This window comes from Azonexus sp. IMCC34842 (genome assembly GCF_050368855.1).
Classification (GTDB): Bacteria; Pseudomonadota; Gammaproteobacteria; order Burkholderiales; family Rhodocyclaceae; genus Azonexus; species Azonexus denitrificans_A.
In genome coordinates this window covers 3,514,057-3,537,227 of the sequence record NZ_CP178449.1, presented here as the reverse complement: position 1 = coordinate 3,537,227, position 23,171 = coordinate 3,514,057, and the positions used below count along the sequence as shown (strand labels likewise).

26 protein-coding genes and 1 tRNA gene are annotated in these 23,171 nt (G+C 62.9%); 16 read left to right on the top strand and 11 right to left on the bottom strand.

Translation table 11 applies throughout. The features are described 5' to 3' along the window. Nucleotides 1-18: 18 nt before the first annotated feature. The 3 genes from ACLIKD_RS16715 to ACLIKD_RS16705 are packed head-to-tail and all read left to right on the top strand — an operon-like array spanning nt 19 to nt 2,561. Nucleotides 19-1,200, top strand: a complete 1,182-nt coding sequence (locus ACLIKD_RS16715) for an OmpP1/FadL family transporter (protein ID WP_226418171.1) — start codon at nt 19-21, stop codon at nt 1,198-1,200. Nucleotides 1,201-1,221: 21 nt separating this feature from the next. Beyond that, the gene (locus ACLIKD_RS16710) at nt 1,222-1,755 is read left to right on the top strand and encodes a DUF2802 domain-containing protein (protein ID WP_428825945.1); all 534 of its coding nucleotides are present in this window, start codon (nt 1,222-1,224) and stop codon (nt 1,753-1,755) included. Continuing rightward, on the top strand, nt 1,752-2,561 hold the full coding sequence (locus ACLIKD_RS16705; RefSeq protein WP_428825944.1) for an SPOR domain-containing protein: 810 nt from the start codon (nt 1,752-1,754) through the stop codon (nt 2,559-2,561). The genes ACLIKD_RS16710 and ACLIKD_RS16705 overlap by 4 nt, the downstream gene beginning before the upstream one ends. 1 nt (nt 2,562) lies before the next feature. Here ACLIKD_RS16705 and ACLIKD_RS16700 read toward each other — a convergent pair whose 3' ends face one another. Both ACLIKD_RS16700 and ACLIKD_RS16695 read right to left on the bottom strand, forming a co-directional pair. After that, complete coding sequence (locus ACLIKD_RS16700) at nt 2,563-2,886, bottom strand: hypothetical protein (protein WP_428825943.1); 324 nt, start codon at nt 2,884-2,886, stop codon at nt 2,563-2,565. Nucleotides 2,887-3,024: 138 nt separating this feature from the next. Then, entirely contained in the window at nt 3,025-3,351 is a 327-nt protein-coding gene (locus ACLIKD_RS16695) for a tetratricopeptide repeat protein (RefSeq protein WP_428825942.1), read from the bottom strand. A gap of 52 nt (nt 3,352-3,403) precedes the next feature. Between ACLIKD_RS16695 and ACLIKD_RS16690 the strand changes: the two genes are divergently transcribed. Together ACLIKD_RS16690 and recG are read left to right on the top strand one after the other, a co-directional pair. Further along, on the top strand, nt 3,404-3,784 hold the full coding sequence (locus ACLIKD_RS16690) for a RidA family protein (protein WP_226418178.1): 381 nt from the start codon (nt 3,404-3,406) through the stop codon (nt 3,782-3,784). Then, nucleotides 3,784-5,823 (top strand): ATP-dependent DNA helicase RecG, encoded by a 2,040-nt coding sequence (gene recG / locus ACLIKD_RS16685; protein WP_428825941.1) that lies wholly within the window; start codon nt 3,784-3,786, stop codon nt 5,821-5,823. The genes ACLIKD_RS16690 and recG overlap by 1 nt, the downstream gene beginning before the upstream one ends. Nucleotides 5,824-5,841: 18 nt before the next feature. Here recG and ACLIKD_RS16680 read toward each other — a convergent pair whose 3' ends face one another. The 3 genes from ACLIKD_RS16680 to ACLIKD_RS16670 form a co-directional block, all read right to left on the bottom strand. Beyond that, on the bottom strand, nt 5,842-6,291 hold the full coding sequence (locus tag ACLIKD_RS16680) for a c-type cytochrome (RefSeq protein ID WP_428825940.1): 450 nt from the start codon (nt 6,289-6,291) through the stop codon (nt 5,842-5,844). 91 nt (nt 6,292-6,382) lie between these two features. After that, nucleotides 6,383-7,270: an alpha/beta fold hydrolase gene (locus tag ACLIKD_RS16675; protein WP_428825939.1), complete on the bottom strand. Its 888-nt coding sequence runs from the start codon at nt 7,268-7,270 to the stop codon at nt 6,383-6,385. A gap of 225 nt (nt 7,271-7,495) precedes the next feature. Next, nucleotides 7,496-8,041 carry a hypothetical protein gene (locus ACLIKD_RS16670; protein ID WP_428825938.1) on the bottom strand — a complete coding sequence of 182 codons (546 nt, stop codon included), beginning with the start codon at nt 8,039-8,041 and terminating at the stop codon, nt 7,496-7,498. A 293-nt stretch (nt 8,042-8,334) separates the two neighbouring features. On the opposite strand from ACLIKD_RS16670, the gene ACLIKD_RS16665 reads away from it, so the two are divergent. From ACLIKD_RS16665 to ACLIKD_RS16625, 9 genes are all read left to right on the top strand, one after another. Further along, nucleotides 8,335-8,601, top strand: a complete 267-nt coding sequence (locus tag ACLIKD_RS16665; RefSeq protein ID WP_428825937.1) for an ArsR/SmtB family transcription factor — start codon at nt 8,335-8,337, stop codon at nt 8,599-8,601. Continuing rightward, the gene (gene aas, locus ACLIKD_RS16660; protein WP_428825936.1) at nt 8,601-10,742 is read left to right on the top strand and encodes a bifunctional acyl-ACP--phospholipid O-acyltransferase/long-chain-fatty-acid--ACP ligase; all 2,142 of its coding nucleotides are present in this window, start codon (nt 8,601-8,603) and stop codon (nt 10,740-10,742) included. Before ACLIKD_RS16665 ends, aas begins: the two co-directional genes overlap by 1 nt. Before the next feature lie 5 nt (nt 10,743-10,747). After that, nucleotides 10,748-11,338: a hypothetical protein gene (locus tag ACLIKD_RS16655; RefSeq protein WP_428825935.1), complete on the top strand. Its 591-nt coding sequence runs from the start codon at nt 10,748-10,750 to the stop codon at nt 11,336-11,338. Between the two features lie 173 nt (nt 11,339-11,511). Then, a complete protein-coding gene (locus ACLIKD_RS16650; protein ID WP_428825934.1) occupies nt 11,512-13,392 on the top strand; it encodes an MFS transporter in 1,881 nt (626 codons plus the stop codon). 92 nt (nt 13,393-13,484) lie between these two features. Beyond that, nucleotides 13,485-14,123: a Clp protease ClpP gene (locus ACLIKD_RS16645; protein ID WP_428825933.1), complete on the top strand. Its 639-nt coding sequence runs from the start codon at nt 13,485-13,487 to the stop codon at nt 14,121-14,123. A gap of 74 nt (nt 14,124-14,197) precedes the next feature. Continuing rightward, the gene (gene ubiA / locus ACLIKD_RS16640) at nt 14,198-15,088 is read left to right on the top strand and encodes a 4-hydroxybenzoate octaprenyltransferase (protein ID WP_428825932.1); all 891 of its coding nucleotides are present in this window, start codon (nt 14,198-14,200) and stop codon (nt 15,086-15,088) included. Nucleotides 15,089-15,149: 61 nt separating this feature from the next. Continuing rightward, complete coding sequence (ubiD, locus tag ACLIKD_RS16635; RefSeq protein ID WP_428825931.1) at nt 15,150-16,613, top strand: 4-hydroxy-3-polyprenylbenzoate decarboxylase; 1,464 nt, start codon at nt 15,150-15,152, stop codon at nt 16,611-16,613. Beyond that, nucleotides 16,610-17,101, top strand: a complete 492-nt coding sequence (locus tag ACLIKD_RS16630) for a GNAT family N-acetyltransferase (protein ID WP_428825930.1) — start codon at nt 16,610-16,612, stop codon at nt 17,099-17,101. Before ubiD ends, ACLIKD_RS16630 begins: the two co-directional genes overlap by 4 nt. 3 nt (nt 17,102-17,104) lie before the next feature. Then, nucleotides 17,105-17,509 carry a DUF4870 family protein gene (locus ACLIKD_RS16625; RefSeq protein WP_428825929.1) on the top strand — a complete coding sequence of 135 codons (405 nt, stop codon included), beginning with the start codon at nt 17,105-17,107 and terminating at the stop codon, nt 17,507-17,509. A gap of 4 nt (nt 17,510-17,513) precedes the next feature. Here ACLIKD_RS16625 and dacB read toward each other — a convergent pair whose 3' ends face one another. The 4 genes from dacB to ACLIKD_RS16605 form a co-directional block, all read right to left on the bottom strand. After that, complete coding sequence (gene dacB, locus ACLIKD_RS16620) at nt 17,514-18,950, bottom strand: D-alanyl-D-alanine carboxypeptidase/D-alanyl-D-alanine endopeptidase (RefSeq protein WP_428825928.1); 1,437 nt, start codon at nt 18,948-18,950, stop codon at nt 17,514-17,516. Continuing rightward, nucleotides 18,947-19,093 carry a hypothetical protein gene (locus tag ACLIKD_RS16615; protein ID WP_428825927.1) on the bottom strand — a complete coding sequence of 49 codons (147 nt, stop codon included), beginning with the start codon at nt 19,091-19,093 and terminating at the stop codon, nt 18,947-18,949. The genes dacB and ACLIKD_RS16615 overlap by 4 nt, the downstream gene beginning before the upstream one ends. 15 nt (nt 19,094-19,108) lie before the next feature. Further along, a complete protein-coding gene (locus ACLIKD_RS16610; protein ID WP_428825926.1) occupies nt 19,109-21,193 on the bottom strand; it encodes a methyl-accepting chemotaxis protein in 2,085 nt (694 codons plus the stop codon). 229 nt (nt 21,194-21,422) lie between these two features. Beyond that, entirely contained in the window at nt 21,423-21,725 is a 303-nt protein-coding gene (locus ACLIKD_RS16605) for a hypothetical protein (RefSeq protein ID WP_428825925.1), read from the bottom strand. Here ACLIKD_RS16605 and ACLIKD_RS16600 point away from each other — a divergent pair. Beyond that, entirely contained in the window at nt 21,703-22,062 is a 360-nt protein-coding gene (locus ACLIKD_RS16600; protein WP_428825924.1) for a hypothetical protein, read from the top strand. The two genes, ACLIKD_RS16605 and ACLIKD_RS16600, sit on opposite strands and share 23 nt — an antisense overlap. Before the next feature lie 17 nt (nt 22,063-22,079). On the opposite strand, the gene ACLIKD_RS16595 is transcribed toward ACLIKD_RS16600, so the two are convergent. Continuing rightward, nucleotides 22,080-22,532 carry a hypothetical protein gene (locus tag ACLIKD_RS16595; RefSeq protein ID WP_428825923.1) on the bottom strand — a complete coding sequence of 151 codons (453 nt, stop codon included), beginning with the start codon at nt 22,530-22,532 and terminating at the stop codon, nt 22,080-22,082. Nucleotides 22,533-22,626: 94 nt separating this feature from the next. Next, nucleotides 22,627-22,702: transfer RNA gene (locus tag ACLIKD_RS16590), tRNA-Ala, on the bottom strand. Between the two features lie 131 nt (nt 22,703-22,833). Here ACLIKD_RS16590 and ACLIKD_RS16585 point away from each other — a divergent pair. Beyond that, entirely contained in the window at nt 22,834-23,169 is a 336-nt protein-coding gene (locus ACLIKD_RS16585; protein ID WP_428825922.1) for a 4a-hydroxytetrahydrobiopterin dehydratase, read from the top strand. Nucleotides 23,170-23,171: the final 2 nt, after the last annotated feature.

Below are 23,171 nucleotides of genomic sequence, written 5' to 3'. Positions count from 1 at the left end.
AATCAAGCAATGAATAAAATGACGCTGCGTATCCTGCCTGCTCTGCTGTTGGCTGCCTTTTCCGGCGCTGCATCGGCCGCTGCCTTCCAGCTCTGGGAGCAGAATGCCAGCGGCCTGGCTACGGCATATGCCGGCTCGGCAGCGGTCGCCGACAACGCCGGTACGGTCTTTTTCAATCCGGCCGGCATGACGCAGCTGACCGGCTTTCAGCTGTCGGCCGGCGTCGCGGGCGTTGGGCCAAGCTATGAGTTCCGCAATGAGGGTTCGACCGGCCCCTTGCTTGGTTCGGGCGGCAACGGTGGCAATGCCGGCGGCTGGGCGGCCGTGCCGAATGCCTACCTGTCCTGGCAAGTGGCGCCGCAAGTCTTTCTCGGCCTCGGTATCTCGTCGCCGTTCGGGCTCCAGACAAAATACGACGACAGCAACTGGGTTGGCCGTAGCTATTCGCTGAAGTCGGAAATCAAGACGGTAAATTACAACCCGTCGATCGCTTACCGGCTCAATGACAAGGTTTCCTTGGGCTTCGGGATCAATTACCAGACCATCGATGCGGAACTGACCAGCGCCGGGGCGCGCCTGAAAGGCGACGATGCCGCCTGGGGCTGGAATGCCGGAGCCTTGTTCACGTTGTCGCCGGCCATGCGGGTCGGGGTTTCCTATCGTTCGGCCATCGACTACACGCTCGAAGGCACGGCGAATGGCGTGATGCCGGTGAAAGCCGATGTCAAATTACCGGATACGTTCATTCTCTCCGTCTGGCAGCAGGTTTCGGACCGCTGGGAAGCGATGGGTGATTTGTCCTACACGCGCTGGAATACCATCAAGTCGCTCGATGTCTTTAGTCGCAACTCCGGTGCGCTGGCTTCCTCGGAGGCCTTCAACTACAAGAATTCATGGCGCTTTGCCTGGGGCGCCGCATATCAGGCCAGCAATGCGCTGAAGCTCAAGTTCGGCATCGCCTATGACCGTACGCCGGTCACCGACAACGATCGTTCGGCCCGTGTGCCGGACAACGACCGCGTCTGGTTGTCGCTCGGCGGTCAATGGAATGCCGGCAGCTACGGCAAGGTCGATCTCGGTTACGCCTATCTTTACGCCAAGGATCCGAGCGTTGCCCAGCTCAAGCAAACGACGACGCTGCGCGGCAGCTATGACGTCAGCGCCCACGTTGTCGGCGTGCAGTATTCGGTAGGGTTCTAAGCCTTCGTGCTCGGAGGGAATTTGCCGACACTTGAACTGGGCGGTATCTCGCTGGGGGTGCGTGAAGGCGTAATCATCCTGATTTCGCTGGTCGCCATCTATATGGTGTTCGAGTTGTGGCGCATGCGGCGCATCCGTCACAAGCGCCTGTCGGCGACCCTGCCGGAAACGCCGCCGACGCTAGAGCCATCGGTCGAACCCCTGGCCGGGTCGGCTGCGGAAGCGGCCGGGGCGGCCGAGGAGCTTTGGGAGCGGGCGCCGGCCGGCATGGCCGAGGAAATGATGCGGCAGAGCCTTGAGCAGGAAATGGCCCAATTGCGCGACGAAGTCGATTCCATTCGCGGCGAACTGGCCGCCTTGCGCGAAGACATGTTGCAGGAGTTGGCGCATGTCCAGGCATCGCAATCGGTTTCCCCGATTTACGGCGATGCGATGCAGATGGCTTTGGCCGGTTACGAGCCGGCGATGATTGCCGAACGTTGCGGCATTGCCCGCGCCGAGGCGGAACTGGTGGTGGCGCTGGCCAAGAGTCAGGAGCGGGGAGGGGCGGAATGACGGAAAAATCGACAACACCCGAAAACGAGGACAACGCCGCCGATTTGCGCGGTACGCTGATCAAGCGTCTGGCGGTTGCCGGCGTCCTGGTTGCCGTCCTGCTCGGCGTGCTGGCTTTCTTCGACTACCTGGCTTCGCCGCCGGAAGAGCCGGAGGCCCAGATATTCACCCAGCCGGTGCCGGTTGCCCCGAAAAAGGAAGTGTCGCAGCCGGTGACGCCGGCCGAGAACTTGCCGGAACCGCCCACCGCCGCGGCCGTGCCGGAACCGGTTGCTGAAGCCGCCGCACCGGCCGTGGCCGAGAGCAAGCCGGAGCCGAGTTCGGAAAGCCGTCCGGCAGCACCATCTCCCGCCGCCACTGCGAAGACCCCAAGCGCCCCATCGCCAGCCGCGACGCCGGCGCCGGTGCGCCCGCTGGCGCCTGCCCCGGTTCGTCAGCCATCACCGGCGCCGCGTGCGGCTCCCGAGGCTAGCGCAGGCCCTAGCGTTGTGCCCGAGCCGCCGGTTACCGCGCCCGCCAAACCGGCGGCCCGCGTTGTCGAGACACGCAGCGCGCCGCCCGCCCCGCCGTCCGGCGTGGCACGGCTATTCGCCGGCTTCGTTTTGCAGGCCGGGGTGTTTACCAGTGCGCAGCGGGCCGAGGAGTTGCACGCCAAACTGACCTTGAGCGGTGTACCGTCGACGCTGGAGACGCGGGTCCAAGTCGGCCCCTTCAGCACCCGCAAGGAAGCCGAAGCGGCGCAAGCCAAGCTCAGGGAACTGGGCGTCGAGACGATACTGGTTCCCCCCAAGGGCGGCCGCCCCTAACTCAGGGCATCCCGGGCAGGCGCGGCAATCCGAGGCTGCGGCGAATGTCGCGGTGCACCTGGGCCGGGCTGGGAATCGGCGCCTCCATCCGGCGCGGCTCTTCGTAGCGACGTACTTCCCGGTAATAGCGGCCGCCGCGATCGCCGTAGCCATAGCCGTCGTAATAGGTATTCGGGTAGGCGTGGCGGTAAGTCGGGTAGGTCTCGACATAGACCGGCGGTCCGCGATAGCCGACCGGATGCGCCGGAGCCACGATGCAGCCACCCAGACTGCCGAGCAGGGCGGCAGCGAGGGCGAAGCGAATGAGTTTGTGCAGCAAGGGCATTGGGGGCGACTCCGTTCAGTGTGTACCTGCTTAACGCACTCGCCCCCGGCCCGGCCGACGGCAGGGCCGGGCTGCTTTGTAACAAGACGTTAGAGGTCTAGTCCGGCAATGGCGGCAAGTTGTTGCCCGCGGCATGAGTCATACCTCAAGCGCGTGCCGGATCCGTCTGGCAAAAACCTTCATTTCCTTCGCGGCCTGAATGTCCCCCTTGCTTTCAGCGACGCTGATGCCGCGTTCGTAGGCGGCCAGCGCGGCGACGTGCTCACCGGCTTCGGCGAGGGCTTTGCCGAGTGCTTTCCAGGCAGCCGAGTACTGACTGTCGCGGTCGACCGCTTCCTGGAAGCATTTTCCGGCCTTCGCCGGATCGCCGGCCTTGAGGTATTCGTTGCCCAGCGAGAAGCGGAGCAGGGCGCCGTCGCGCGGGCCGTCGAGCATTTTTTCCAGGGATTCGATACGTGGGTTCATGGCTTTCAAAGGCTAAAATAGGGTTTTGCAATCCAGATACAGGAAGTCTCTCATGGCCAAGACCATCATCGCCACGCCGCACGCCCCGGCAGCCATCGGCACTTATTCGCAAGCCGTCCGGGTTGGCGACACCGTTTACCTATCCGGGCAGATCGGGCTCGATCCGGCATCCATGCAGATGGTAGACGGCATTGACGGGCAAATCGTTCGCGTCTTTGAAAATCTCAAGGCGGTCGCCGAAGCGGCCGGCGGTTCGTTGGCCGATGTCGTCAAGCTCAATGTCTTCCTGACCGACCTGGCCCACTTTGCCCGGGTCAATGAAACGATGGCGCTTTACTTCAGCGCGCCGTATCCGGCACGGGCTGCCGTCGGCGTCAAGGAACTGCCGCGGGGCGCGCTGGTCGAGGCCGATGCGGTGATGTTCATCGGCTGATGCCGGAGAGCGGGGCGCCGGCCCCGATTCGCGCTACGGAAGCGTTGCGCAAGAAACTGGCGAAAATCGGCCTCCACAGCGAGGCCGATTTGCTGGTGCACCTGCCGCTGCGCTACGAGGATGAAACGTCCATAACGCCGGTGGCGCAGGCTTGTCACGGTGCGCCGGTGCAGGTCGAGGTGGTCGTGCTGTCGAGCGAAATCCAGTTCCGGCCGCGCCGCCAGATGATCGTCCGGGCCGAGGACGAGAGCGGCGAACTGACGCTGCGTTTCTTCAGCTTCTACCCGAGCCAGCAGGCAGTCCTGAGCGAGGGTTCGCGGATCCGGGCCTTTGGCGAAGTGCGCGGCGGCTTCTTCGGCGCCGAGATGGTGCACCCGCGCTTTCGCAAGGTGGCCGAGGATGCTCCGCTGGCCGAGGGCCTGACGCCGATCTACCCGACCACGGCCGGGCTGGCCAATTCAGCGCTGCAGAAATTGATCACGCGCGCCCTGGCCGCTGGCGACCTTTCCGAGACGCTCGACGAAGCTTTGCGCCAGCGCCTGAAACTGCCCGGCTTCGCCCGCAGTCTGCGCTTTCTCCATGCGCCGCCGTCCGGCACTGCGGTCGATACGCTGCATGCCCGCAATCACCCGGCCTGGCGGCGGGTCAAGTTCGATGAAGTGCTGGCCCAGCAGTTGTCGCTGCGCCGCGCCTATCTGGCCCGGCGCCAGCAGGGGGCGCCGGTGCTGGTGGCGCAGGACGATCTCGGGGCGCGCCTCGTCGATCAGCTGCCGTTCGGCTTGACCGGGGCGCAACTGCGCGCCATGGCCGAAATCGCCGCTGATCTCGCGCAGCCTTACCCGATGCAGCGCCTGTTGCAGGGCGATGTCGGGGCCGGCAAGACCATCGTCGCCGCACTGGCCGCCTGTCAGGCGATCTCGGCCGGCTGGCAGGCGGCGTTCATGGCACCGACCGAAATCCTCGCCGAGCAACATTATCTGAAACTGCGCGACTGGCTGGAGCCGCTCGGCATCCGCGTCGCCTGGCTGTCCGGCAGCCTGAAGAGCGCCGCCAAACGGGCGCAACTGGCGGCGCTGGCGGCCGGGGCGCAACTGGTCGTTGGGACGCATGCGCTGATCCAGGACGGCGTCGATTTCGCCCGGCTCGGTCTGGCTATTGTCGACGAGCAGCACCGTTTCGGGGTCGCCCAGCGCCTGGCGCTGCGCAAGAAGGGGGCGAATCCGCACCAGTTGATGATGTCGGCGACGCCGATCCCGCGCACGCTGGCCATGAGCTATTACGCCGATCTCGACGTGACGGTGCTCGACGAACTGCCGCCGGGGCGGACGCCGATCAAGACGCGGCTGGTCGCCGACAACCGGCGCGAAGACGTGGTCGGCTTCGTCACCAAGCTGGTCGGCGAAGGCCGGCAGGCCTACTGGGTCTGTCCGCTGATCGAGGAGTCCGAGGCGCTGCAATTGCAGACGGCGCAGGATACCTATGAGCAATTGTCGACCGACCTGCCGCTGCTGCGCATCGGCCTCGTCCATGGCCGCTTGAAGGCCGACGAGAAGCAGGCGGTGATGGCCGCTTTCGCGGCCGGCGAAATCGATGTGCTGGTGGCGACGACGGTGATCGAAGTCGGCGTCGATGTGCCGAACGCCAGCCTGATGGTGATCGAGCATGCCGAACGCTTCGGCCTCTCGCAATTGCATCAGTTGCGCGGTCGGGTCGGGCGCGGGGCGCATGAGTCGAGTTGCGTGCTGGTTTTTGCCGGGCCGCTTTCGGAAACGGCCCGCCAGCGCCTGAAAATCATTTTCGAGAACACCGACGGCTTCGAGATCGCCCGTCAGGACCTGCATCTGCGCGGTCCCGGCGAATTCGTCGGGAGCCGGCAGAGCGGCGTGCCGCTGTTGCGCTATGCCGATCTGGAAATGGATGCCGATCTGGTCGACATGGCGCGCGAAGTCGCCGAAGAAATGTTGCTGCAGGCGCCCGAGCAGGCCGAGCGCCATCTGCGGCGCTGGCTCGGGATGCGGGAAGAGCTGCTCAAGTCCTGAGTCCGGGAATCCCCGGCCCTAGGATTTCTTGAAGGTTTTGTGGCACTCGCGGCAGGTATCGTGGAGTACCTCGTAGGCGGCTTTCGCCTTGGCTTCGTCGCGGGTTTCGGCGGCGACGAGCAATTGGTCGGCGGCCTTGAAGAAGTCCTGGCGACGCGCCTCGAATTTTTCCGCTTCCGACCACACCGCGCCGGTCGCCCGGCTAGGCGGATAGTCGCTGCCCGGCGTGAAGTATTCCCAAGGGCCTTGTTTCGCCTGGTTCAGGCGCTTGGCCAGGGTGATGAAATCGTCCGCTTTGTATTGGCTCTTGCGCAACTGGCTGCCCATCGGCTCGAAGGCTTTCAGGATGGTGTTGAAGGCGGTGCGGCGATGGGTGACGGGCTGGCCCGGCCCGGTGTCTTCCGGCTCGCTGCAGGCAGTCAGCAGCAGGGGAATCAGGGCGACGATGAAGAGGCGGCGGCAAGGCATGGTGGTGGCGTCTGCTGGCAGAAATGGGGAGCGTATTATGGGCCGTCGTTTGGCCGGCCCCCGGTATTAATTTGCCGGCCTTGGCGCGCAATCAGGTAAGGAAAGTTTCGATGAGGCGCGCCACCTCGGCCGGCTGGTCGTGGTGCAGCATATGGTCGGCGTCCTCGATCCAGCTTTCCGCAACATCGGCGAAGCAGGCCCGGCGGGCTTCCCAGTCGCCCGGCCGGGTGGCGTATTCGCGCACCACCCAGGACTGGCGGCCGGCTACCCAGAGGACCGGGCAGATAATTTTGTTCCACACTGCCATCGATTCCTCCAGGCGGAACAAGTAGGGCGACGACGGCTTGTGCCACGGGTCGCCGTTCCAGATCACGCCATGCCGGCGCTGGCCGCAGCGGTTTTCACCATCGCCGATGCGGGCCAGATGTTTGGCGAGGAATTCGGCCCGCTCGGCGGTCAGGAAACGATCGGTGCGCAGCAGGCGCCGGGCGAAAGCGTCACGGTCGGCGTAAACGTGCATGCGCGGCGGCTTTTTCAGCGTATTCAGCCACTGCTGGTAACGTTCCGGCGCCATCTCGGGTTGGCTCGGTGCGATGCCGAAGCCTTCGAGCGTGACCAGCTTGTCCACCCGCTCCGGCCGGATGCCGGCATACAGGCAGGCCAGGATGCCGCCCATGCTGTGACCGGCCAGCCGGACTTTTCCTTCGGGCGCGTAATGGTCGAGGATGGCTTCCATGTCGCCCAGGTGCTCGGCGAAGAAATAGGGCCGGTTCAGCCACTCGGAAAGCCCAAAGCCGCGCCAGTCGGGCGCGATGATGTTCCAGTCCTGTTGCAGTTCATCGACGACGAACTGGAAGGAGGCCGACACGTCCATCCAGCCGTGCAGCAGGAACAGCGTCGGGGCATCGGGCTTGCCCCAGCGGCGGATGTGCAGGCGAACACTGGGCAGGTCGAGGTATTCGGAACGGGAACGGCGCATGGGATTGGTTCTGGTTTTCGGGAAAAAGACCGGTTCGCGGCGGCAACCGGCGAGGCGGCGTGGGGGGAAGGATTCTAGCAGTCTGCCGGCCCGCTAGGGTTCTCGAACACTGCTTAAGTTGAGGCGGCGCTTCCCGTTTTCCTCGGATTCAAAAGGTTCTCAAACCCTGAAAGCCGCTTTGTTGCATAGCGGGCTGTTCAGGATTCGTCCTGAACCGCCGCGCAGTCAATCGCCCAACTTCCGCTTGGTGCCGACTTTTCTTGCCGACAGTGAGACGAGGAAGGGGAACTCTTCGTCGGCAGATTTGACGATGCGAAACTCTTGCCCAACAGCGCCGGCAATCGTGGCCGCCAATGCCTCGATGTTCACGGCTTCGCAGCGCAGGTCTGCGACGACGCAGCCGCGATCCTCGTATACCGGGAAATCCGTGCAACCCAATGGCTTGAGTTCCTGGCCGTAGACCCGGCACGAGCGGTGCGCATCGTCGTAGGCGGGGCAGGCTTTGCTATGGATGTAGTAGAGCCCGTCGCCCGCCCGGATCTCCTCCGGGCCTTGGCCGGCGGAGAGCTTTTTGTCAAAGGCGGTGCGCGACTCTTCAAGTCGCCAGAACGACTTGAGCTGCTTCCATTCCAGTTCGAGGACCAGCGAGTCGAGTCGGCAACAAGGCTTGGCGCACTTGGCGCAATGCGGGATGACGGCGGCAGCCTGATAGGCGGCGGCCGCTGCAGCCAGCTCCTTGGCCAGGAGACGGCGGGATGCCCGGCTGCTCATCGAAGGGCTGACCGGGGAAGCGCGGCGGATTGTCGAAGAAGGATCACAGGCACCTGATATCACATAGCGGAAGTGGAGTGGCTGCCCGGATTGGATTCAGAGCAGCGACCAGTATACGGCCAACGCCCGCTATTGGCGGCGGAACTCCGAGTGATCGCCACGCTCAAGGGGGCATCCTGGGTGCCGATGGGCTGACGTCGGCAAAAAATGCTTGACCAATACATATCGACGTATCTAAGATTATCGATATGTTTAATGACTATTCCCGTGCGCTGCCTTCCGAGTGGAAGGAGATGTCCCGCATCTTCGTGGCTTTGGGCGATGAGCACCGGCAACGCATGCTGCTGCTGTTCGAGCCGGGCGAGCGCTTGAATGTCGGGCAGATCGCCGAGGTTTCGACGCTTGCCCGGTCGACCGTTTCCCACCATCTGAAGATCCTCCACGAATCCGGCGTGCTGGCTTCGGAGAAGGTCGGCAAGGAAGTCTGGTTCTGGATCAACCGCGATGCGCTGGCAACGACGCTGGGCAACGTTCTCGATTACCTGAAGGAAAATACCTGATGCGCAAGCTATTGCGGCCGCTGTTGCGCGGCCTGGCCCGTCTGTTGTTTCGTGTCGATATCCAGTTGCGGCAGGCGGATTTTTCCCAGCCGCGCCTGCTGGTCGTCGCCAATCACGAGTCCTTTCTCGATGGTTTGCTGATCGGTCTCTTCCTGCCGATCGATCCGGTGTTTGTCGTGCATACCGGGATCGCCAACAATTTCTGGTTCCGCATCCTGCTCTCGCAGGTCGACTATCTGGCGGTCGATCCGACCAGCCCGATGGCGATGAAGAAGGTGATCCGCCTGATCGAATCCGGCCGGCCGGTGGTGATTTTTCCGGAAGGGCGGATTACCCAGACCGGCAGCCTGATGAAGGTTTACGACGGGCCGGCCTTTGTCGCCGCCAAGACCGGCGCGACGGTGATTCCGGTGCGCCTGGACGGAGCGGCGCGGAGCTATTTTTCGCGTCTCTCCGGAAAATATCCAAAAGAGGTGTTTCCAAAAATTCGCCTGACGGTCTTGCCGGAACGCCACTTTCCGATGCCCGACGCGCCGACCGCCAAGCTGCGCCGGCGCAAGTCCGGCGAGGCGATGCGTCGCTTGATGCAGGAAATGATCTTCGCGTCGCGGCCGCAGCAGACGCTGTACACGGCGCTGTGCGACGCCGCCGAGATTTTCGGTGGCCGGCGGCGCCTGCTCGAAGACGTCAAGCAGATCGAGTATTCCTATAACGACTTGCTGAAAATGGCCCTGATCCTCGGTCGCCAGATCGAGCGGGTGAGTGCGCCCGACGAGCGGATCGGCTTGCTGCTGCCGAATCTCGCAGCGACGCTCGGCCTGATCTTCGGTCTCAGTGCGCGGCGGCGCGTGCCGGCCATGCTCAATTACACGGCCGGTGGCGAGGCCATGCAGTCGGCCTGTGTCGCCGCCGAAATTCGCACCATCGTGACGTCGCGCGCTTTCGTCGAGCAGGCCAAGCTGAGCGAAAAGCTGGCCGGGCTGCGCGGCGTGCAACTGCTCTATCTCGAAGACATCCGTGCCCGGATCGGCTTCGCCGACAAGCTGTGGCTGGTCGCCTGGGCCATCCACTGGCCGCGGGCCTTCGAACTGCCGACGTCGCCGGAGGACGCAGCTGTGGTGCTGTTCACGTCCGGTTCCGAAGGCCAGCCGAAAGGCGTGGTCCTGCCGCACCGCGCCATCCTCGCCAACATCGCACAGATCCGCGCGGTGATCGACTTCTCGGTGGACGACAAGGTGCTCAACGCGCTGCCCATCTTCCATTCCTTCGGCCTGACCGCCGGGGCGCTGTTGCCGGTGCTGACCGGGGCCAGCCTGTTCCTCTACCCGTCGCCGCTGCACTACCGGATCATCCCGGAACTGGCCTACGACCGCAGTTGCACGGTCCTCTTCGGCACCTCGACCTTCCTCGGCAACTATGCCAAATTCGCCCACCCCTACGATTTCTACCGGCTGCGCTACGTCGTGGCCGGTGCCGAAAAACTGTCCGAGGCGGTACGCGGGCTCTGGTTCGAGAAATTCGGCGTGCGCATCTTCGAAGGCTACGGAGCGACCGAAACCGCGCCGGTCCTCGCGGTCAACACCCCGATGGCCTACAAGACCGGCACTGTCGGCAACCTGCTGCCGGGCATCGAACACCGCCTGCAAGCGGTGCCCGGCATCGCCAACGGCGGCTTGCTGCACGTCCGGGGGCCGAACGTGATGGCCGGTTACCTCAAGGCCGATCGCCCCGGCGTGCTGCAGCCGCCGGTGTCGGAGGTCGGTGACGGCTGGTACGAGACGGGCGACATTGTCGAGTGCGACGACGAGGGCTTCATCAAAATCGTCGGCCGGGTCAAACGCTTCGCCAAGATAGCCGGCGAAATGGTTAGCCTGGAAGTTGTCGAAAAACTGGCGACCGCCACCTCGCCCGCCCTGGTCCATGCAGCCTCGAGTCAGCCGGACGCCGGCAAGGGCGAGGCGCTGGTGCTGTTCACCACCGATGGCGCCTTGTCCCGCGAGCTGCTGGCCGCCAAGGCGCGCGACCTCGGCATGCCGGAACTGGCCGTGCCGCGCAAGATCCAGCGGGTCGATGCCTTGCCGCTGCTCGGTACCGGCAAGATCGATTACGTCACCTTGAAGCGTCTGGCCGAGGCGGCATGAGAGCTATGCACGCATTTCTGGCGCTCATATTATTAGGCCTGCCGGCGCTGGCTCTGGCCAATGCCGGCTTGCCCATGCTGATCGTCGTCTGGCCGCTTTCTTTGGGGGCCATCATTCCGGTAATTGCCCTGGAGAGTTGGGTTGTTGAGCGAGAGTTGGGCGTTGGCTGGCGCATTGCCATTCGTCAGGTGAGCAAGGCAAATATCTTTTCGACACTGCTCGGATTGCCGCTGACCTGGCTTGCGCTGGTTGTCCTTGAATTTGTTCTGGCCAGCCTGGTAATTAGTACCGGAGCCTCCCGGTCTTATCCGCCGCAGTTCTTTGGCGAGGTCGGTCGGACCATTTTAGCGGCGCCGTGGCTTGGTCCCATCACCCGTGGGGAGCATTGGATCGTGCCGGTCGCAACCATTTCCTTGCTCATCCCCTTCTTTTTTGCATCTTATTGGTCGGAGACCTGGTTGATTGCCGATCGGCTGTCTCCATCGACTCCGGCTCTGGCGCGTCAAGCTCTATGGCGCGCCAACCTGGCCAGTTACCTGCTGCTTCTCGCTGGCTGCGTCGTTTGGCTGGTGATCGGCATTTTCCTGCATGGATAGACATCGCTCGAACAAATCGACATGACAAAACCCTCTGTTTCAAATTCCAGACGTCGTCGCGTTCTCGGCCTGCTCGGCGGAGCGGTCGCCCTGAAGCGCCTGCTGGCGTGGCAGGGTCATTCCTTTTCACCGGCGGTTTTTCACACCCGTCGCCTTTTCGCTGCGAGCCAAGTATGAGCGGTCAATTCGGACTCCTGAAAACCCGGCGTTTCGCGCCGTTCTTCGCCACCCAGTTTCTCGGCGCCTTCAACGACAACCTGTTCAAGAACGCGCTGATCGTGCTGCTGACCTTCCAGGCGGCAAGCTGGACGACGCTGCCACCGGAGCTGCTGGCCAATCTGGCGGCCGGCATCTTCATCCTGCCGTTCTTCCTGTTCTCGGCCACCGCCGGGCAACTGGCCGACAAGTACGACAAGGCGATGCTGGCCCGCCTGGTCAAGGTGCTGGAGATGGCAATCATGGGCATCGCGGCAGCCGGTTTCGCGCTGCACAGCCTGGCGGTGCTGATGGGGGCGCTGTTTCTGCTCGGCCTGCATTCGACGCTGTTCGGGCCGGTCAAGTACGCCATCCTGCCGCAACACCTGCACGAAGAGGAACTGGTCGGCGGCAATGCGCTGATCGAGGCCGGCACTTTCGTCGCCATCCTGATCGGTACGCTGGCCGGCGGCCTGCTCGCCGGTTCGGTCGCGCATCCGGCCTGGATCGCCTTGGGCGGCTTGCTCGTCGCTCTGGCCGGCTACCTGACCAGCCGAGGCATTCCCGGCGCCCCGGCCCCGGCGCCGGAACTGCGGATCAACCTGAACCCGATCAGCGAAACCTGGCGCAATATCAATTTCGCGCGCCAGAATCGCGTCGTGTTTCTCTCCATCCTCGGCATTTCGTGGTTCTGGCTGTATGGCGCACTGTTCCTCGCCCAGTTCCCGGCCTACGCCAAGAATGTGCTGGGCGGCGGCGAGAATGCGGTGACGCTGCTGCTCGCCACCTTCACCGTCGGCATCGGCCTCGGCTCGCTGCTCTGCGAACGGATGTCGGGCAAGCACGTGGAGATCGGCCTGGTGCCGTTCGGTTCGATCGGCCTGATGTTGTTCGGCCTCGATCTCTACTTCGCCTCGCCGGTAGGTCTGGTCGGTCACGACGCCCATCAACTGCTCGCCCTGCTCAGTCTGCCGGCGATCTGGCGCGTGCTGTTCGACCTGATGATGCTCGGCGTCTTCGGCGGCTTCTTCATCGTCCCGCTCTACGCGCTGGTCCAGATTCGCAGCGCCCCGGAACAGCGAGCCCGGATCATCGCCGCCAACAACATCCTGAATGCGTTGTTCATGGTCGTCGGCGCGCTATCGGCCGCGGCCCTGCTCGGAGCCGGCCTGTCGATCCCGATGCTGTTCGGCATCGCGGCGCTGCTCAACGCGCTGGTTGCCGTCTACATCTACCGGCTGGTCCCGGAATTCCTGATCCGCTTCATGGCCTGGCTGCTGATCAAGGCGGCATACCGGCTTCGCAGCACCGGTGTCGAGCACATCCCGCACGAGGGAGCGGCGGTACTGGTCTGCAACCATGTCAGTCTGGTTGACGCGGTGGTCATCATGGGCGCCGCGCCGCGGCCGGTGCGCTTCGTGATGGATCACCGGATTTTCCGGACGCCGCTGCTCAACTACATCTTCCGGCACGGCGGCGCGATCCCCATCTCGTCGGCCAAGGAAGATCCGGTCCTGATGGAGAAGGCCTTCGCCGAGGTCTCCTCCGCGCTGAACAACGGCGAGCTGGTCGCCATTTTTCCGGAAGGCGGCATCACTCGCGACGGCGAGCTGCAGCCCTTCCGACCCGGCATCAGCCGCATCCTCGCGGCCAATCCGGTGCCGGTAATTCCGATGGCGCTGAGCGGCTTGTGGGGCAGCTTCTTCTCGCAGATCGACGGCGCGCTGATGAAGAAACCGTTCCGGCGCGGCATGTTTTCGCGGATCGCCTTGCATGTCGCCCCGCCGGTGCCGCCCGAGGCGGCTACGCCGGCGCATTTGCAGGTCATCGTCGGGCGCCTGCGCGGGCCGACAAAATAACGCGCCAGCCGGCCCGGCCGGGCGCTTTCCGCTTTCCTTGCCGGTGGCGGGCGAGTAGGCTGGGTGCTAACCAATAACAAGCAGGAGCGATCATGCATCGAGAACCTCCAGCACGAGATGACGACATTCTTCCCGAGGAAAATGCGATCTTCCGTGGCCTGACCCGTTATGAACAGCAACTGCCGGTTCGCCAGGTGTCGTATTACCTTTGTGGCGACATCCGCGAGCCGCAGTACTACACCGAGTTGTTCTATACCCTGCGCACGGCCAGCGAGACGGATCTGGTTTACCTGCACCTCAATTCTTCGGGCGGCGATTTCAATACCGGCCTGCAGATCATCAATAACGCCCTGGCGTCGAATGCCCGGGTGGTCACCATCCTCGAAGCGCGCGCCTATTCGATGGCCGCGCTGATCTTCCTGAGCGGCGACGAGTTGATCGTTCATGACAATTGCCAGTTGATGTTCCATATCTATTCGGGAATCTTTGCCGGCAAGGGCAACGAGCAGCAGGCCGAGGTCGCGGCGATCGGCAAATGGTTTGAAAAGGTGATGAGCCGCCTTTGTTCGCCGTTTCTTTCCGAAACGGAAATCGGCACCATCCTGAAAGGCTCCGATGTCTGGATGGATTCCGACGAAATCCGTCGCCGCCTGATGCGCATGCAACGCGCTCGAAAGGTACCGCGCAAATCGAGCCCGGCGAAGGGCAAGAAGGTTGCCAAGGCCGATTGACCGAGCCGTCTTTCGGTGCGGGCATTTTTGCCCGGGCCTGCAGTCGGCCTCGCGCACCGAGGTAAAATCGCCGGATGAACTGGCCCGCGCTCAAAGAAAGAATTGATCTCTACGAAAAGCTGATGCGGCTCGACAAGCCGATCGGCATTCTGCTGCTCTTCTGGCCGACCATGTGGGCGCTCTGGCTATCCTCGCTCGGCAAGCCGAACTGGCTGGTGGTCTGGGTTTTCGCGCTCGGCACCGTGCTGATGCGTTCGGCCGGTTGCGTCATCAACGATTACGCCGACCGTGAGTTCGACCGCCATGTCGAACGCACCAAGGATCGTCCGCTGACCGCTGGCAAGGTGACGACGAAGGAAGCGTTTGCGCTGTTTGCCGGCCTGTCGCTGACGGCATTTGCGCTGGTCGTGATGCTGGGCAACAGTCTGGTCGTCTGGTTGTCGCTGCCGGCTGTTTTCCTGGCTGCCAGCTATCCCTTTACCAAGCGCTTTTTCGCCATTCCGCAGGCTTATCTCGGCATTGCCTACGGTTTTGGTATCCCGATGGCCTATGCGGCGCACCTCGGCAGCGTGCCGGCCGAAGCCTGGTGGCTGTTGCTCGCCAACATCTTCTGGGCGGTGGCCTACGATACCGAATACGCCATGGTCGACCGCAACGACGATCTGAAAATCGGCATCAAGACCTCGGCCATCACCTTTGGGCGCTTCGACGTGGCGGCGGTGATGTTCTGTTATGCGATGACGCTGGGCATCATCGGCTGGGTCGGCGCCAGCTTGCACCTTGGTTGGGCGTTCTACGCCGGGCTGCTCGTCGCCGCCGGGATTTTCGGCGTGCACTACACCTGGATTCGTGGTCGCGAACGGATGGCCTGTTTCAAGGCTTTCCTGCACAACAACTGGGCCGGGCTGGCGATTTTCGTCGGTATTGCCGTCGATTTTCTCTTTTCCGGAAGAATCTTCGGATGAGGCTCTTTTCTTTGCTGTCCAGCGGCGCCTGCCTGGGCTGTCACTCTTCGTACCGGACCCGATGAAATATCACGACTTGCGCGACTTCCTGTCGCAACTTGAAAAGACCGGCGAACTGAAGCGGGTCGGCGTCGAGGTCGATACCCACCTCGAAATGACCGAGATCTGCGACCGCGTGCTACGTGCCGAGGGGCCGGCCATCCTGTTCGAGAAGCCGAAAGGCCATACCATCCCGGTGCTTGCCAATCTGTTCGGGACGCCCAAGCGGGTGGCGCTCGGCATGGGCGAGGAGTCGGTGCAGGCCCTGCGCGAAGTCGGCAAGCTGCTCGCCTACCTGAAGGAGCCCGAGCCGCCGAAGGGCCTGAAGGATGCTTGGGACAAGCTGCCGATCCTCAAGCAGGTTCTGAACATGGCGCCGAAAACGGTATCGAGCGCGCCCTGTCAGGAAATCGTCTGGGAGGGCAAGGATGTCGATCTGGCCCGTCTGCCGATCCAGCATTGCTGGCCGGGCGACGTTGCGCCGCTGATCACTTGGGGCCTGGTGGTCACCAAGGGGCCGCACAAGAATCGGCAGAATCTCGGCATCTACCGCCAGCAGGTGTTGGGGCCGAACAAGGTGATCATGCGCTGGCTGGCCCATCGCGGCGGGGCGCTCGATTTTCGTGATCACCAGATGGCGAAGCCGGGCGAACCTTTCCCGGTGGCCGTCGTGCTGGGCTGCGATCCGGCGACCATCCTCGGCGCCGTGACGCCGGTGCCGGATTCACTGTCCGAATACCAGTTCGCCGGTCTGCTGCGCGGCGGCAAGACCGAGTTGATCAAGTGCCTGGGTTCGGCGTTGCAGGTGCCGGCCTCGGCCGAGATCGTGCTGGAAGGGGTGATCCATCCCGGCGAGACGGCGCTCGAAGGGCCGTATGGCGACCACACCGGCTACTACAACGAACAGGCCGAGTTCCCGGTGTTCACCATCGAGCGCATCACGATGCGCCAGAACCCGATCTACCACAGCACCTACACCGGCAAGCCACCCGACGAGCCGGCCGTACTCGGCGTGGCGCTCAACGAAGTGTTCGTGCCGCTGCTCCAGAAGCAGTACCCGGAAATCGTCGATTTTTACCTGCCGCCGGAAGGCTGCTCCTACCGCATGGCCATCGTCAGCATCAAGAAGCAGTACCCCGGCCACGCCAAGCGCATCATGTTCGGCATCTGGAGCTTCCTGCGTCAGTTCATGTATACCAAGACGATCATCGTCGTCGATGACGACATCGACATCCGCGACTGGAAGGAAGTGATCTGGGCAATGACGACGCGCATGGACGCCAGCCGCGACATCACGCTGGTGGATAACACGCCGATCGATTACCTCGACTTCGCCAGCCCGGTGGCCGGTCTCGGCTCCAAGATGGGGCTGGACGCGACTAACAAGTGGCCGGGCGAGACGACGCGCGAATGGGGGCGGCCGATCGTCATGGATGACGGGGTGAAGCAGCGGGTCGATACGATGTGGGGCGATCTCGGGCTATGACCCTCCGGGTCGCCGCCCTCGACCTCGAACAGCAGGCCCTTGCCGGAGCCTGGCTGGATCTGCTCGATCACTATGCCCGTGATCCGATGGGCGGCGGTGAAGGGCTGTCGGCTTATGCCAAGGGGCATCTGGTCGAGGCGCTGAAAGAGCGGCCCGGTTTCCATGGCGCGCTGGCCTTTCAGGGCGACAAGCCGGTCGGGCTGATCAACTGTTTTGCCGGCTTTTCCACGTTCGCCGCCCGGCCCTTGCTGAATATCCACGATATCGTCGTCCATGCCGAGCTGCGTGGTCAGGGCATCGGTCAGGCGCTGCTCCACTGGGCCGAACAGCGGGCCAGTGCCCTGGGCTGCTGCAAGCTGACGCTGGAAGTGTTGTCCAACAACCGGCGGGCGATGGCGTCTTACGAGCGGGCCGGTTTTGCCCCTTACGTGCTCGATCCGGCCGCCGGCCATGCGCTGCTGCTGCAGAAGTTGATCAAGGAGAACTGAACCATGCCGGAACCCGTACCTGTCGTCGATCTGCAAGGCGTCCGCCCGTCGCTGGTCCAGCTCACCCATTTCATCTACGGCCTGCACGCCATCGCCGTGCTGGTCGGGGTCACCTCGGCGGCGACCATCGCCGGCGGTTTCGTCTTCGGGCTGCCCTCGCTGTGTGCGGTGTTTCTCAATTACCTGAAGCGCGGCGACGTTACCGGCACCTGGCTGGAAACGCATTTCCGCTGGCAGATCCGCACCTTCTGGTTCACCTTGCTGTGGCTGGTAGTCTATGGCCTGCTGGTAATCACGATCATCGGCATCCCGGTGGCCTGGGTCGTCATTGTCATTCTCGGCTGCTGGGTCGCTTACCGGGTGTTTCGCGGCTGGGCCGCGCTGTTCGGGGTGCGCCCGGTCGGCTGAGCGCTCACTCGTTGTCGAGCCGGACGGCTGGCTCACCCGCCCGGCGCTCGGCGACCCAGACGAGCAGCGCATCGATTGCCGCACTGCCGGCCTGGGAACGCGGGTGATTGATCAGGAAGGTCACGGCGTAACGCCGCCCCTGGGCATCCAGCGCATAGCCGGCGGCGGTCTTGACGCCGTCGAGCGTACCGGTCTTGATGTGGGCGCGGCCGGTGGCTTGCGTACCGTTCAGGCGTTTCTTCATCGTCCCGTCGATGCCGACGATCGGCAGGCTGGAGACGAATTCCGGCATCACCGGGTTTTTCCAGGCGTCCATCAGCAGGCGGTTCAGACTGCCGGCGCTGATCCGTTCGCGGCGTGACAGGCCGGAGCCGTTTTCCAGTTCCAGTTCGGCAAAGCGCAGGTTGCGCCCGTTCAGCCACTCGCCGATGCGCTGCTGCGCCCGCTCGGCGGTGCCCGGCGCGGTGCTGTTGCCGAGGGTGAGAAAAACCTGCCGGGCCATCACATTGTTGCTGAACTTGTTGATGTCGCGCACGGCATCGGCGAGCGGTGCCGATTCGTGCTGGGCGACCAGCTGACTGCCGGTGGCGACGCTGCCGCTGCGCACCTGGCCGGCCAGGCTGCCGCCGAGTTCCTTCCACAGGCTGCGCATCAGACCGCCGGCCTGGGCATCGGCCGGGAGCGGTGCGAGATTGAGCGGCTTCTCGCCGCACAGTGCGCTGTAGGTGCCGGTCAATTCGAGCCGGTTGCCGCCGTTTTCCGGAATCAGCCGGGCGGTGATCAGGTCTTTCCAGTTGCTGGCGCAGGCGCCGTTGCCGGAGCGCAACTGGTTGTCGACCCGCAGGTTGTCGCTCGGCGTTTCCATCAGTACGCGCGGCTTGCCGTTGTCCGGCAGAAGCGTGAAGCGCAGGGCGCGGAAATTGATCAGCAGGCCATCCGGGCCGACGTTGTAGGGGCGCATCGGCTTGTCGTCGAAGGCGCCGGGGTCGATGCTTGGAACGTCGAAGGCGGTGCGGTCGAGGACGACATCGCCGGCGATGTGGGCAATGCCGCGGACGCGCAACTGGCGGAGCAGGGCTGCCAGTTGTTCGATGGCAAAGCGCGGGTCGCCGCTGCCTTTCAGGTAAAGATTGCCGTTCAGGATGCCGTCCACCGGGGGCGCGTCAACCCACGCGGTGGTTTTCCAGGTCCACGCCGGGCCGAGCAGGTCGAGTGCGGCATAGGTCGTGAGCAGCTTCATCACCGAGGCCGGGTTCATCGGCTGCGCCGCATTGTGGGCGACCAGCGGCGTTGCCGTGTCGAGCGGCTGGACGACAACGGCCACACTGGCGGCCGGAATCTGCGCCGCCTTCAGGGCTTGCAGCACCGTCGGCGGCAAGCCGTCGGCCAGGGCGCCGAAGGAGAGCATGGCGCCGGCCAGCAGCGTGTTGAGGCGCTTCATGCGTTCAGCGTCGGGTAGTCGAGGTGGCCGTGCTGGCCGCCCTGGTGGAAGGTGCCGGCATCGGCCTCGTTGAGGCCGCCGAGGCGACCCGGATCGAACAGGGTGGGGGCATGGCAGAAAAATGGGGGCGGCAGAGCCCCCATTCTACGTGCGCCAACTTAGTTCCGGTACAGCTCGAAGCCGGAGATCAGGCTGTCCAGCTGTTGTGCCGTGACCAGCAAGTCATCGACGGCACGCTTGGCCGATTTGGCCGAGCTGGTGTTTTGCTCGATCAGGTCGGTGATCTGCTGCATGCTGCCGGCGACTTCCTCGCTGGCTACGCCCTGTTGCCGTGCCGCATCGGAAATCTGGCTGGCCATCCGCGAAACCTGGCTGGACGACTGATTGACGCCTTCCAGGCCGGCGACGCTGTCACGCAGCTTGCCGATGCCGGTTTCCACTTCCTTGGCTGCAACGCTCATGCTGGCGACCGCCTGGGCGGTGACCGACTGGATTTCGTTGACGGTGTTGTTGATGTCGGCCGTCGACGTGGTCGTCCGTTCAGCCAGCTTGCGCACTTCGTCGGCGACGACGGCGAAGCCGCGGCCCTGTTCGCCGGCCCGCGCCGCTTCGATGGCGGCATTGAGAGCGAGCAGATTGGTCTGGCTGGCAATATCGGCGATAACCTGGGTGATGTCGCCGATCTTGGCGATCGACAGGTTGAGTTGGTCAATGGTCGCATTCGAGGCATGCACCGCATCGACCACCCGTGCCGTGGCATCCATGCTCTGATTGATGTTGGCATTGCTATGGCTGACCTGCTCCTGCGAATCGCGGGCCGCCGCCGCCGTGTCCTGGGCATTGCTGGCGACTTCCTGCACCGACTGGCTGAATTGCTCGGTTGCCGCGGCGACGCCTTCAACGCTGGCCTGTTGCTGTTCCGACTGCTCGGCCACCCGGAGCATTTGCGCTTCGAGTTCCTTGCTATGCACGTCGATGGCGTGGGAGGCCGTGCCAATTTCGTCGAGCATCACTTTGAGCGTGCCCTGCATGGTTGCCAGATTGCACAGCAGCACGCCGCACTCGTCGCGCCCGGAAACATCGATCTCGTCGGTCAGCTTGCCTTCGGATATCCGCTCGAAATGCGTCGCCGCCTTGCGCAGCGGCCGGGTAATGGCGGCGACCAGCAGGGCTCCGCCAACCAGTGCCAGTACCATGGCGAAGACCATGCTGCCGATGCTGATGTTGCGAACCCTGCGATAACGCTGTTCCGCCGTCTGGAAATTGTGCTCGGCACTGCTGGCAAGTTCCTTGATAAGGATTTCTCCGTTTTGTCGCATCTCGGCAAACAACGGATTGATCTTGAGCAGCAGCAAGGTGTTGCCTTCCTGGTACTTGCCTTCTTTCAGCAGTTCGCGGGCGAGGTTGATTCCTTCCTTGGAAAAGCGCTCGCGGGTCTCGCTGAATTTGGCAAGCAGCGCCTGCTCCGTATCGGTGAATTTCAGCTTTTTCATCTCATCGAGCAAGGCGTTGATTTCCTGACGGTTCTTCAGGGTTGCCTCGATGTGTCGGTCGAGCGGGTGGTCGTGCAGCTTGGCATTCGGGTTGGACGGATCGTGCTGCAAGGCGAGCATGATCTGCGAGCGATTGTCGGTAAGCAGCGCCATCATCCGGTTGGCGGAGTTCGACGGAAGCAACTTCTCGCGGTACAGGGCGGCCATTTCGTCGTTGGTTTCGGCAATGCCGCGGATGCCCAGCACGCCAACCAGCGTCATCAACGCCAGAATGACGGCGATGGCGACCCACAACCGCGTGACCAGGGAAAGCGAGCGCTTGCCGGATTGGGGCAGCTTGCCCTTTTGCCCGGAGGCTGTATAGGCGGCCTCGGCGGCCGTCCGCTTGTCACGGCTGACCGGCGTTCGAACCGATTGGTAGCCGGTGATCTCGCCGTTCTTCTTGAGCGGGACGACGAAGGCCTCAACCCAGTAATAGTCGCCGTTCTTGCAGCGGTTCTTGACCATGCCTCGCCAGGGCAGGCCGGATTTGACGGTGGTCCACAGATCGGCAAAAGCAGCTTCCGGCATGTCCGGGTGGCGAACGAGATTGTGGTTTTGGCCGAGCAATTCATCGCGCGAGAAGCCGCTGATCGCGACGAATGCATCGTTGGCGTAGGTGATGCTGCCTTTGAGGTCGGTACGTGAAACCAGATAGCTATCGGGCGGGAAGGGAACTTCTCGTTGGCTGACCGGCTGATTATTTTTCATGTTTTTGGGAATTGTTCTTTTTGGAAACCTGCCGTCGAGGCGCGCTGGAGCTGGCGTCTTGGGCAAACATGCGACGAATCTAAACACAGAAACACTGAACGCCGCAGGGTTAATTTTTCCGTTTTCATCTGTCATTTTGCGGTTTATGAAAATGGAATTCAGAGGCGATGGCGAATCGTCGGTCGGAACAAAGAGCTGTTTCTTTGCCGTCAGGCGAGCATCGACAAAGTCATCCGCTGAGCCCGGTGTCGCCTGTCGGTGACAGTTTTATCCGATAAAAAACAGTTACTTGGGTTTGTTCAGGGCCTGGCTGTCGCCAGGCCACGACAGGATTTGCTGCTCTCGCGTTATCGATCTGAAAAAACACCCGATAAATCAATTGGATGGCCTCTGGTATGGCATTTGCTGTTGATGGAGGCATCACCGTACTGCCTGGGTGTTTTGGCGACCTTGCCAACGACACCTTGCTGTTTTTCGATTCACAGTAATAAGCAGGAGGACTGCCGCCGATGTCTAACAATCCGATTTCCATTGCGCCAATTGCCAGCCTCGTTCGACGTCACCTGGTCGCCAGCCTGGGGGCTTTCAGGAAAAAGAAGGCCGCCAGAACAGCGGGTGTTGCCAAGGATCTTTGGCTGAGCATCCCGAGCAGCGAATTCGACCAGGTCGGGTCGACCGGATTTGCCGGGGACGACGACGAAGATGTCAGCCCGCTGACCGAGGCGGAAATTTACGTCATCTTTGGCCGGCGGAAGGATGCCGAGGCGGTTCTCGGCTCGGCCTTACGCAGCGGGCGAATCAAGGCCGAAGAAATCGCCGCCTTCTGGCTCCGGATGGCCAGCGAGCGCGATTGCCCGGCCGATTGCTGATCTTTTCAGCCTGCCGCCTATTGGGTTTTGATCTCGCCGATGGGGGCGTCTGACGGTTCGTCGTCATCCAGGCTCATGAAACTTCGCCGGGTACTCTGCTTGGCCTTTTCCATTGCTTCGCGGCGCAACGCCGCTTCTCTCGCCCGCTGCTCGCGCATTTCCTGTTCTTTCGCCAGGCGCAGTCGTTCCTGCTCGAAATAGACCTTGCTCTTGTATGCCGCTTCGCCAAGAAGCAGCAGGAAACCGAGCACGGCAAGCGCCGTCACCATCGTCCAGAACGGCTTCTCCAGCGCGGTATAGAGCGCGATGCAGGCAAGCAGGGCTCGCCATGCCAGGAGCCATGCAAAGCTGGCATGGGTTTTAAGACTTGAATGATCCATAGCGGTGCCGCTTACTGCGAAAACATCCTTTGTGTTGGTATCCGTGTGCCAGTCGGGGCGGATCAGCAGATCGATGGCCCTGGGCGACATCAGATGGGTCGACTGTCGCGATGCCCAACAAAAAGCCGAAAACCCGTATCTTCTGGAAGTTTTCGGCCTTCTGCGGTCTTGCTTGTATTCGAGTTGGTGGAGAGGATGAGGATCGAACTCACGACCTCCGCATTGCGAACGCGGCGCTCTCCCAACTGAGCTACCCCCCCAACTGCAACAATTCTAACTCAGTCTAATTCCCATCTCAAAGCCTAATAGGCCTCTGACGCTATCGCGGTGGAACCTGCCCGGAAAAATCGGCTCTCAACTGCGGTGACCAGATGCCTGAAAAGGAGATGCGATGCACCGTGGTGATTTGCTCAACAAGCGCTGCCAGCCATGCACGGGCGGCACGCCGCCGTTGTCCGCCGAAACGTCGCGTGGTTTGTTGGAAATGCTGCCCGGCTGGGCGTTGCGGAACGAACGGTTGGAGAAGTTGTTCGCCTTCAAGAACCATTATGAGGTGATGGCCTTCGTCAATGCCATTGCCTGGGTGTCGCACCGCGAGAATCATCACCCTGAGCTGACGGTCGGCTACAAGGATTGCCGCGTCAGTTACTCGACGCACGCCATCAACGGTTTGTCGGAAAACGACTTCATTTGCGCCGCCAAGCTGGAGCGGCTACGGGAAATCTGACT

Excerpts from the sequence above, each read along its gene's own strand:
- ACLIKD_RS16715 (WP_226418171.1), top strand. The coding sequence starts at position 19 with ATGACGCTGCGTATCCTGCCTGCTCTGCTGTTGGCTGCCTTTTCCGGC.
- ACLIKD_RS16705 (WP_428825944.1), top strand. The coding sequence starts at position 1,752 with ATGACGGAAAAATCGACAACACCCGAAAACGAGGACAACGCCGCCGAT.
- ACLIKD_RS16700 (WP_428825943.1), bottom strand. The coding sequence starts at position 2,886 with ATGCCCTTGCTGCACAAACTCATTCGCTTCGCCCTCGCTGCCGCCCTG.
- ACLIKD_RS16695 (WP_428825942.1), bottom strand. The coding sequence starts at position 3,351 with ATGAACCCACGTATCGAATCCCTGGAAAAAATGCTCGACGGCCCGCGC.
- ACLIKD_RS16690 (WP_226418178.1), top strand. The coding sequence starts at position 3,404 with ATGGCCAAGACCATCATCGCCACGCCGCACGCCCCGGCAGCCATCGGC.
- recG (WP_428825941.1), top strand. The coding sequence starts at position 3,784 with ATGCCGGAGAGCGGGGCGCCGGCCCCGATTCGCGCTACGGAAGCGTTG.
- ACLIKD_RS16680 (WP_428825940.1), bottom strand. The coding sequence starts at position 6,291 with ATGCCTTGCCGCCGCCTCTTCATCGTCGCCCTGATTCCCCTGCTGCTG.
- ACLIKD_RS16675 (WP_428825939.1), bottom strand. The coding sequence starts at position 7,270 with ATGCGCCGTTCCCGTTCCGAATACCTCGACCTGCCCAGTGTTCGCCTG.
- ACLIKD_RS16670 (WP_428825938.1), bottom strand. The coding sequence starts at position 8,041 with ATGAGCAGCCGGGCATCCCGCCGTCTCCTGGCCAAGGAGCTGGCTGCA.
- ACLIKD_RS16665 (WP_428825937.1), top strand. The coding sequence starts at position 8,335 with ATGTCCCGCATCTTCGTGGCTTTGGGCGATGAGCACCGGCAACGCATG.
- aas (WP_428825936.1), top strand. The coding sequence starts at position 8,601 with ATGCGCAAGCTATTGCGGCCGCTGTTGCGCGGCCTGGCCCGTCTGTTG.
- ACLIKD_RS16655 (WP_428825935.1), top strand. The coding sequence starts at position 10,748 with ATGCACGCATTTCTGGCGCTCATATTATTAGGCCTGCCGGCGCTGGCT.
- ACLIKD_RS16650 (WP_428825934.1), top strand. The coding sequence starts at position 11,512 with ATGAGCGGTCAATTCGGACTCCTGAAAACCCGGCGTTTCGCGCCGTTC.
- ACLIKD_RS16645 (WP_428825933.1), top strand. The coding sequence starts at position 13,485 with ATGCATCGAGAACCTCCAGCACGAGATGACGACATTCTTCCCGAGGAA.
- ubiA (WP_428825932.1), top strand. The coding sequence starts at position 14,198 with ATGAACTGGCCCGCGCTCAAAGAAAGAATTGATCTCTACGAAAAGCTG.
- ubiD (WP_428825931.1), top strand. The coding sequence starts at position 15,150 with ATGAAATATCACGACTTGCGCGACTTCCTGTCGCAACTTGAAAAGACC.
- ACLIKD_RS16630 (WP_428825930.1), top strand. The coding sequence starts at position 16,610 with ATGACCCTCCGGGTCGCCGCCCTCGACCTCGAACAGCAGGCCCTTGCC.
- ACLIKD_RS16625 (WP_428825929.1), top strand. The coding sequence starts at position 17,105 with ATGCCGGAACCCGTACCTGTCGTCGATCTGCAAGGCGTCCGCCCGTCG.
- dacB (WP_428825928.1), bottom strand. The coding sequence starts at position 18,950 with ATGAAGCGCCTCAACACGCTGCTGGCCGGCGCCATGCTCTCCTTCGGC.
- ACLIKD_RS16615 (WP_428825927.1), bottom strand. The coding sequence starts at position 19,093 with ATGGGGGCTCTGCCGCCCCCATTTTTCTGCCATGCCCCCACCCTGTTC.
- ACLIKD_RS16610 (WP_428825926.1), bottom strand. The coding sequence starts at position 21,193 with ATGAAAAATAATCAGCCGGTCAGCCAACGAGAAGTTCCCTTCCCGCCC.
- ACLIKD_RS16600 (WP_428825924.1), top strand. The coding sequence starts at position 21,703 with ATGTCTAACAATCCGATTTCCATTGCGCCAATTGCCAGCCTCGTTCGA.
- ACLIKD_RS16605 (WP_428825925.1), bottom strand. The coding sequence starts at position 21,725 with ATGGAAATCGGATTGTTAGACATCGGCGGCAGTCCTCCTGCTTATTAC.
- ACLIKD_RS16595 (WP_428825923.1), bottom strand. The coding sequence starts at position 22,532 with ATGTCGCCCAGGGCCATCGATCTGCTGATCCGCCCCGACTGGCACACG.
- ACLIKD_RS16585 (WP_428825922.1), top strand. The coding sequence starts at position 22,834 with ATGCACCGTGGTGATTTGCTCAACAAGCGCTGCCAGCCATGCACGGGC.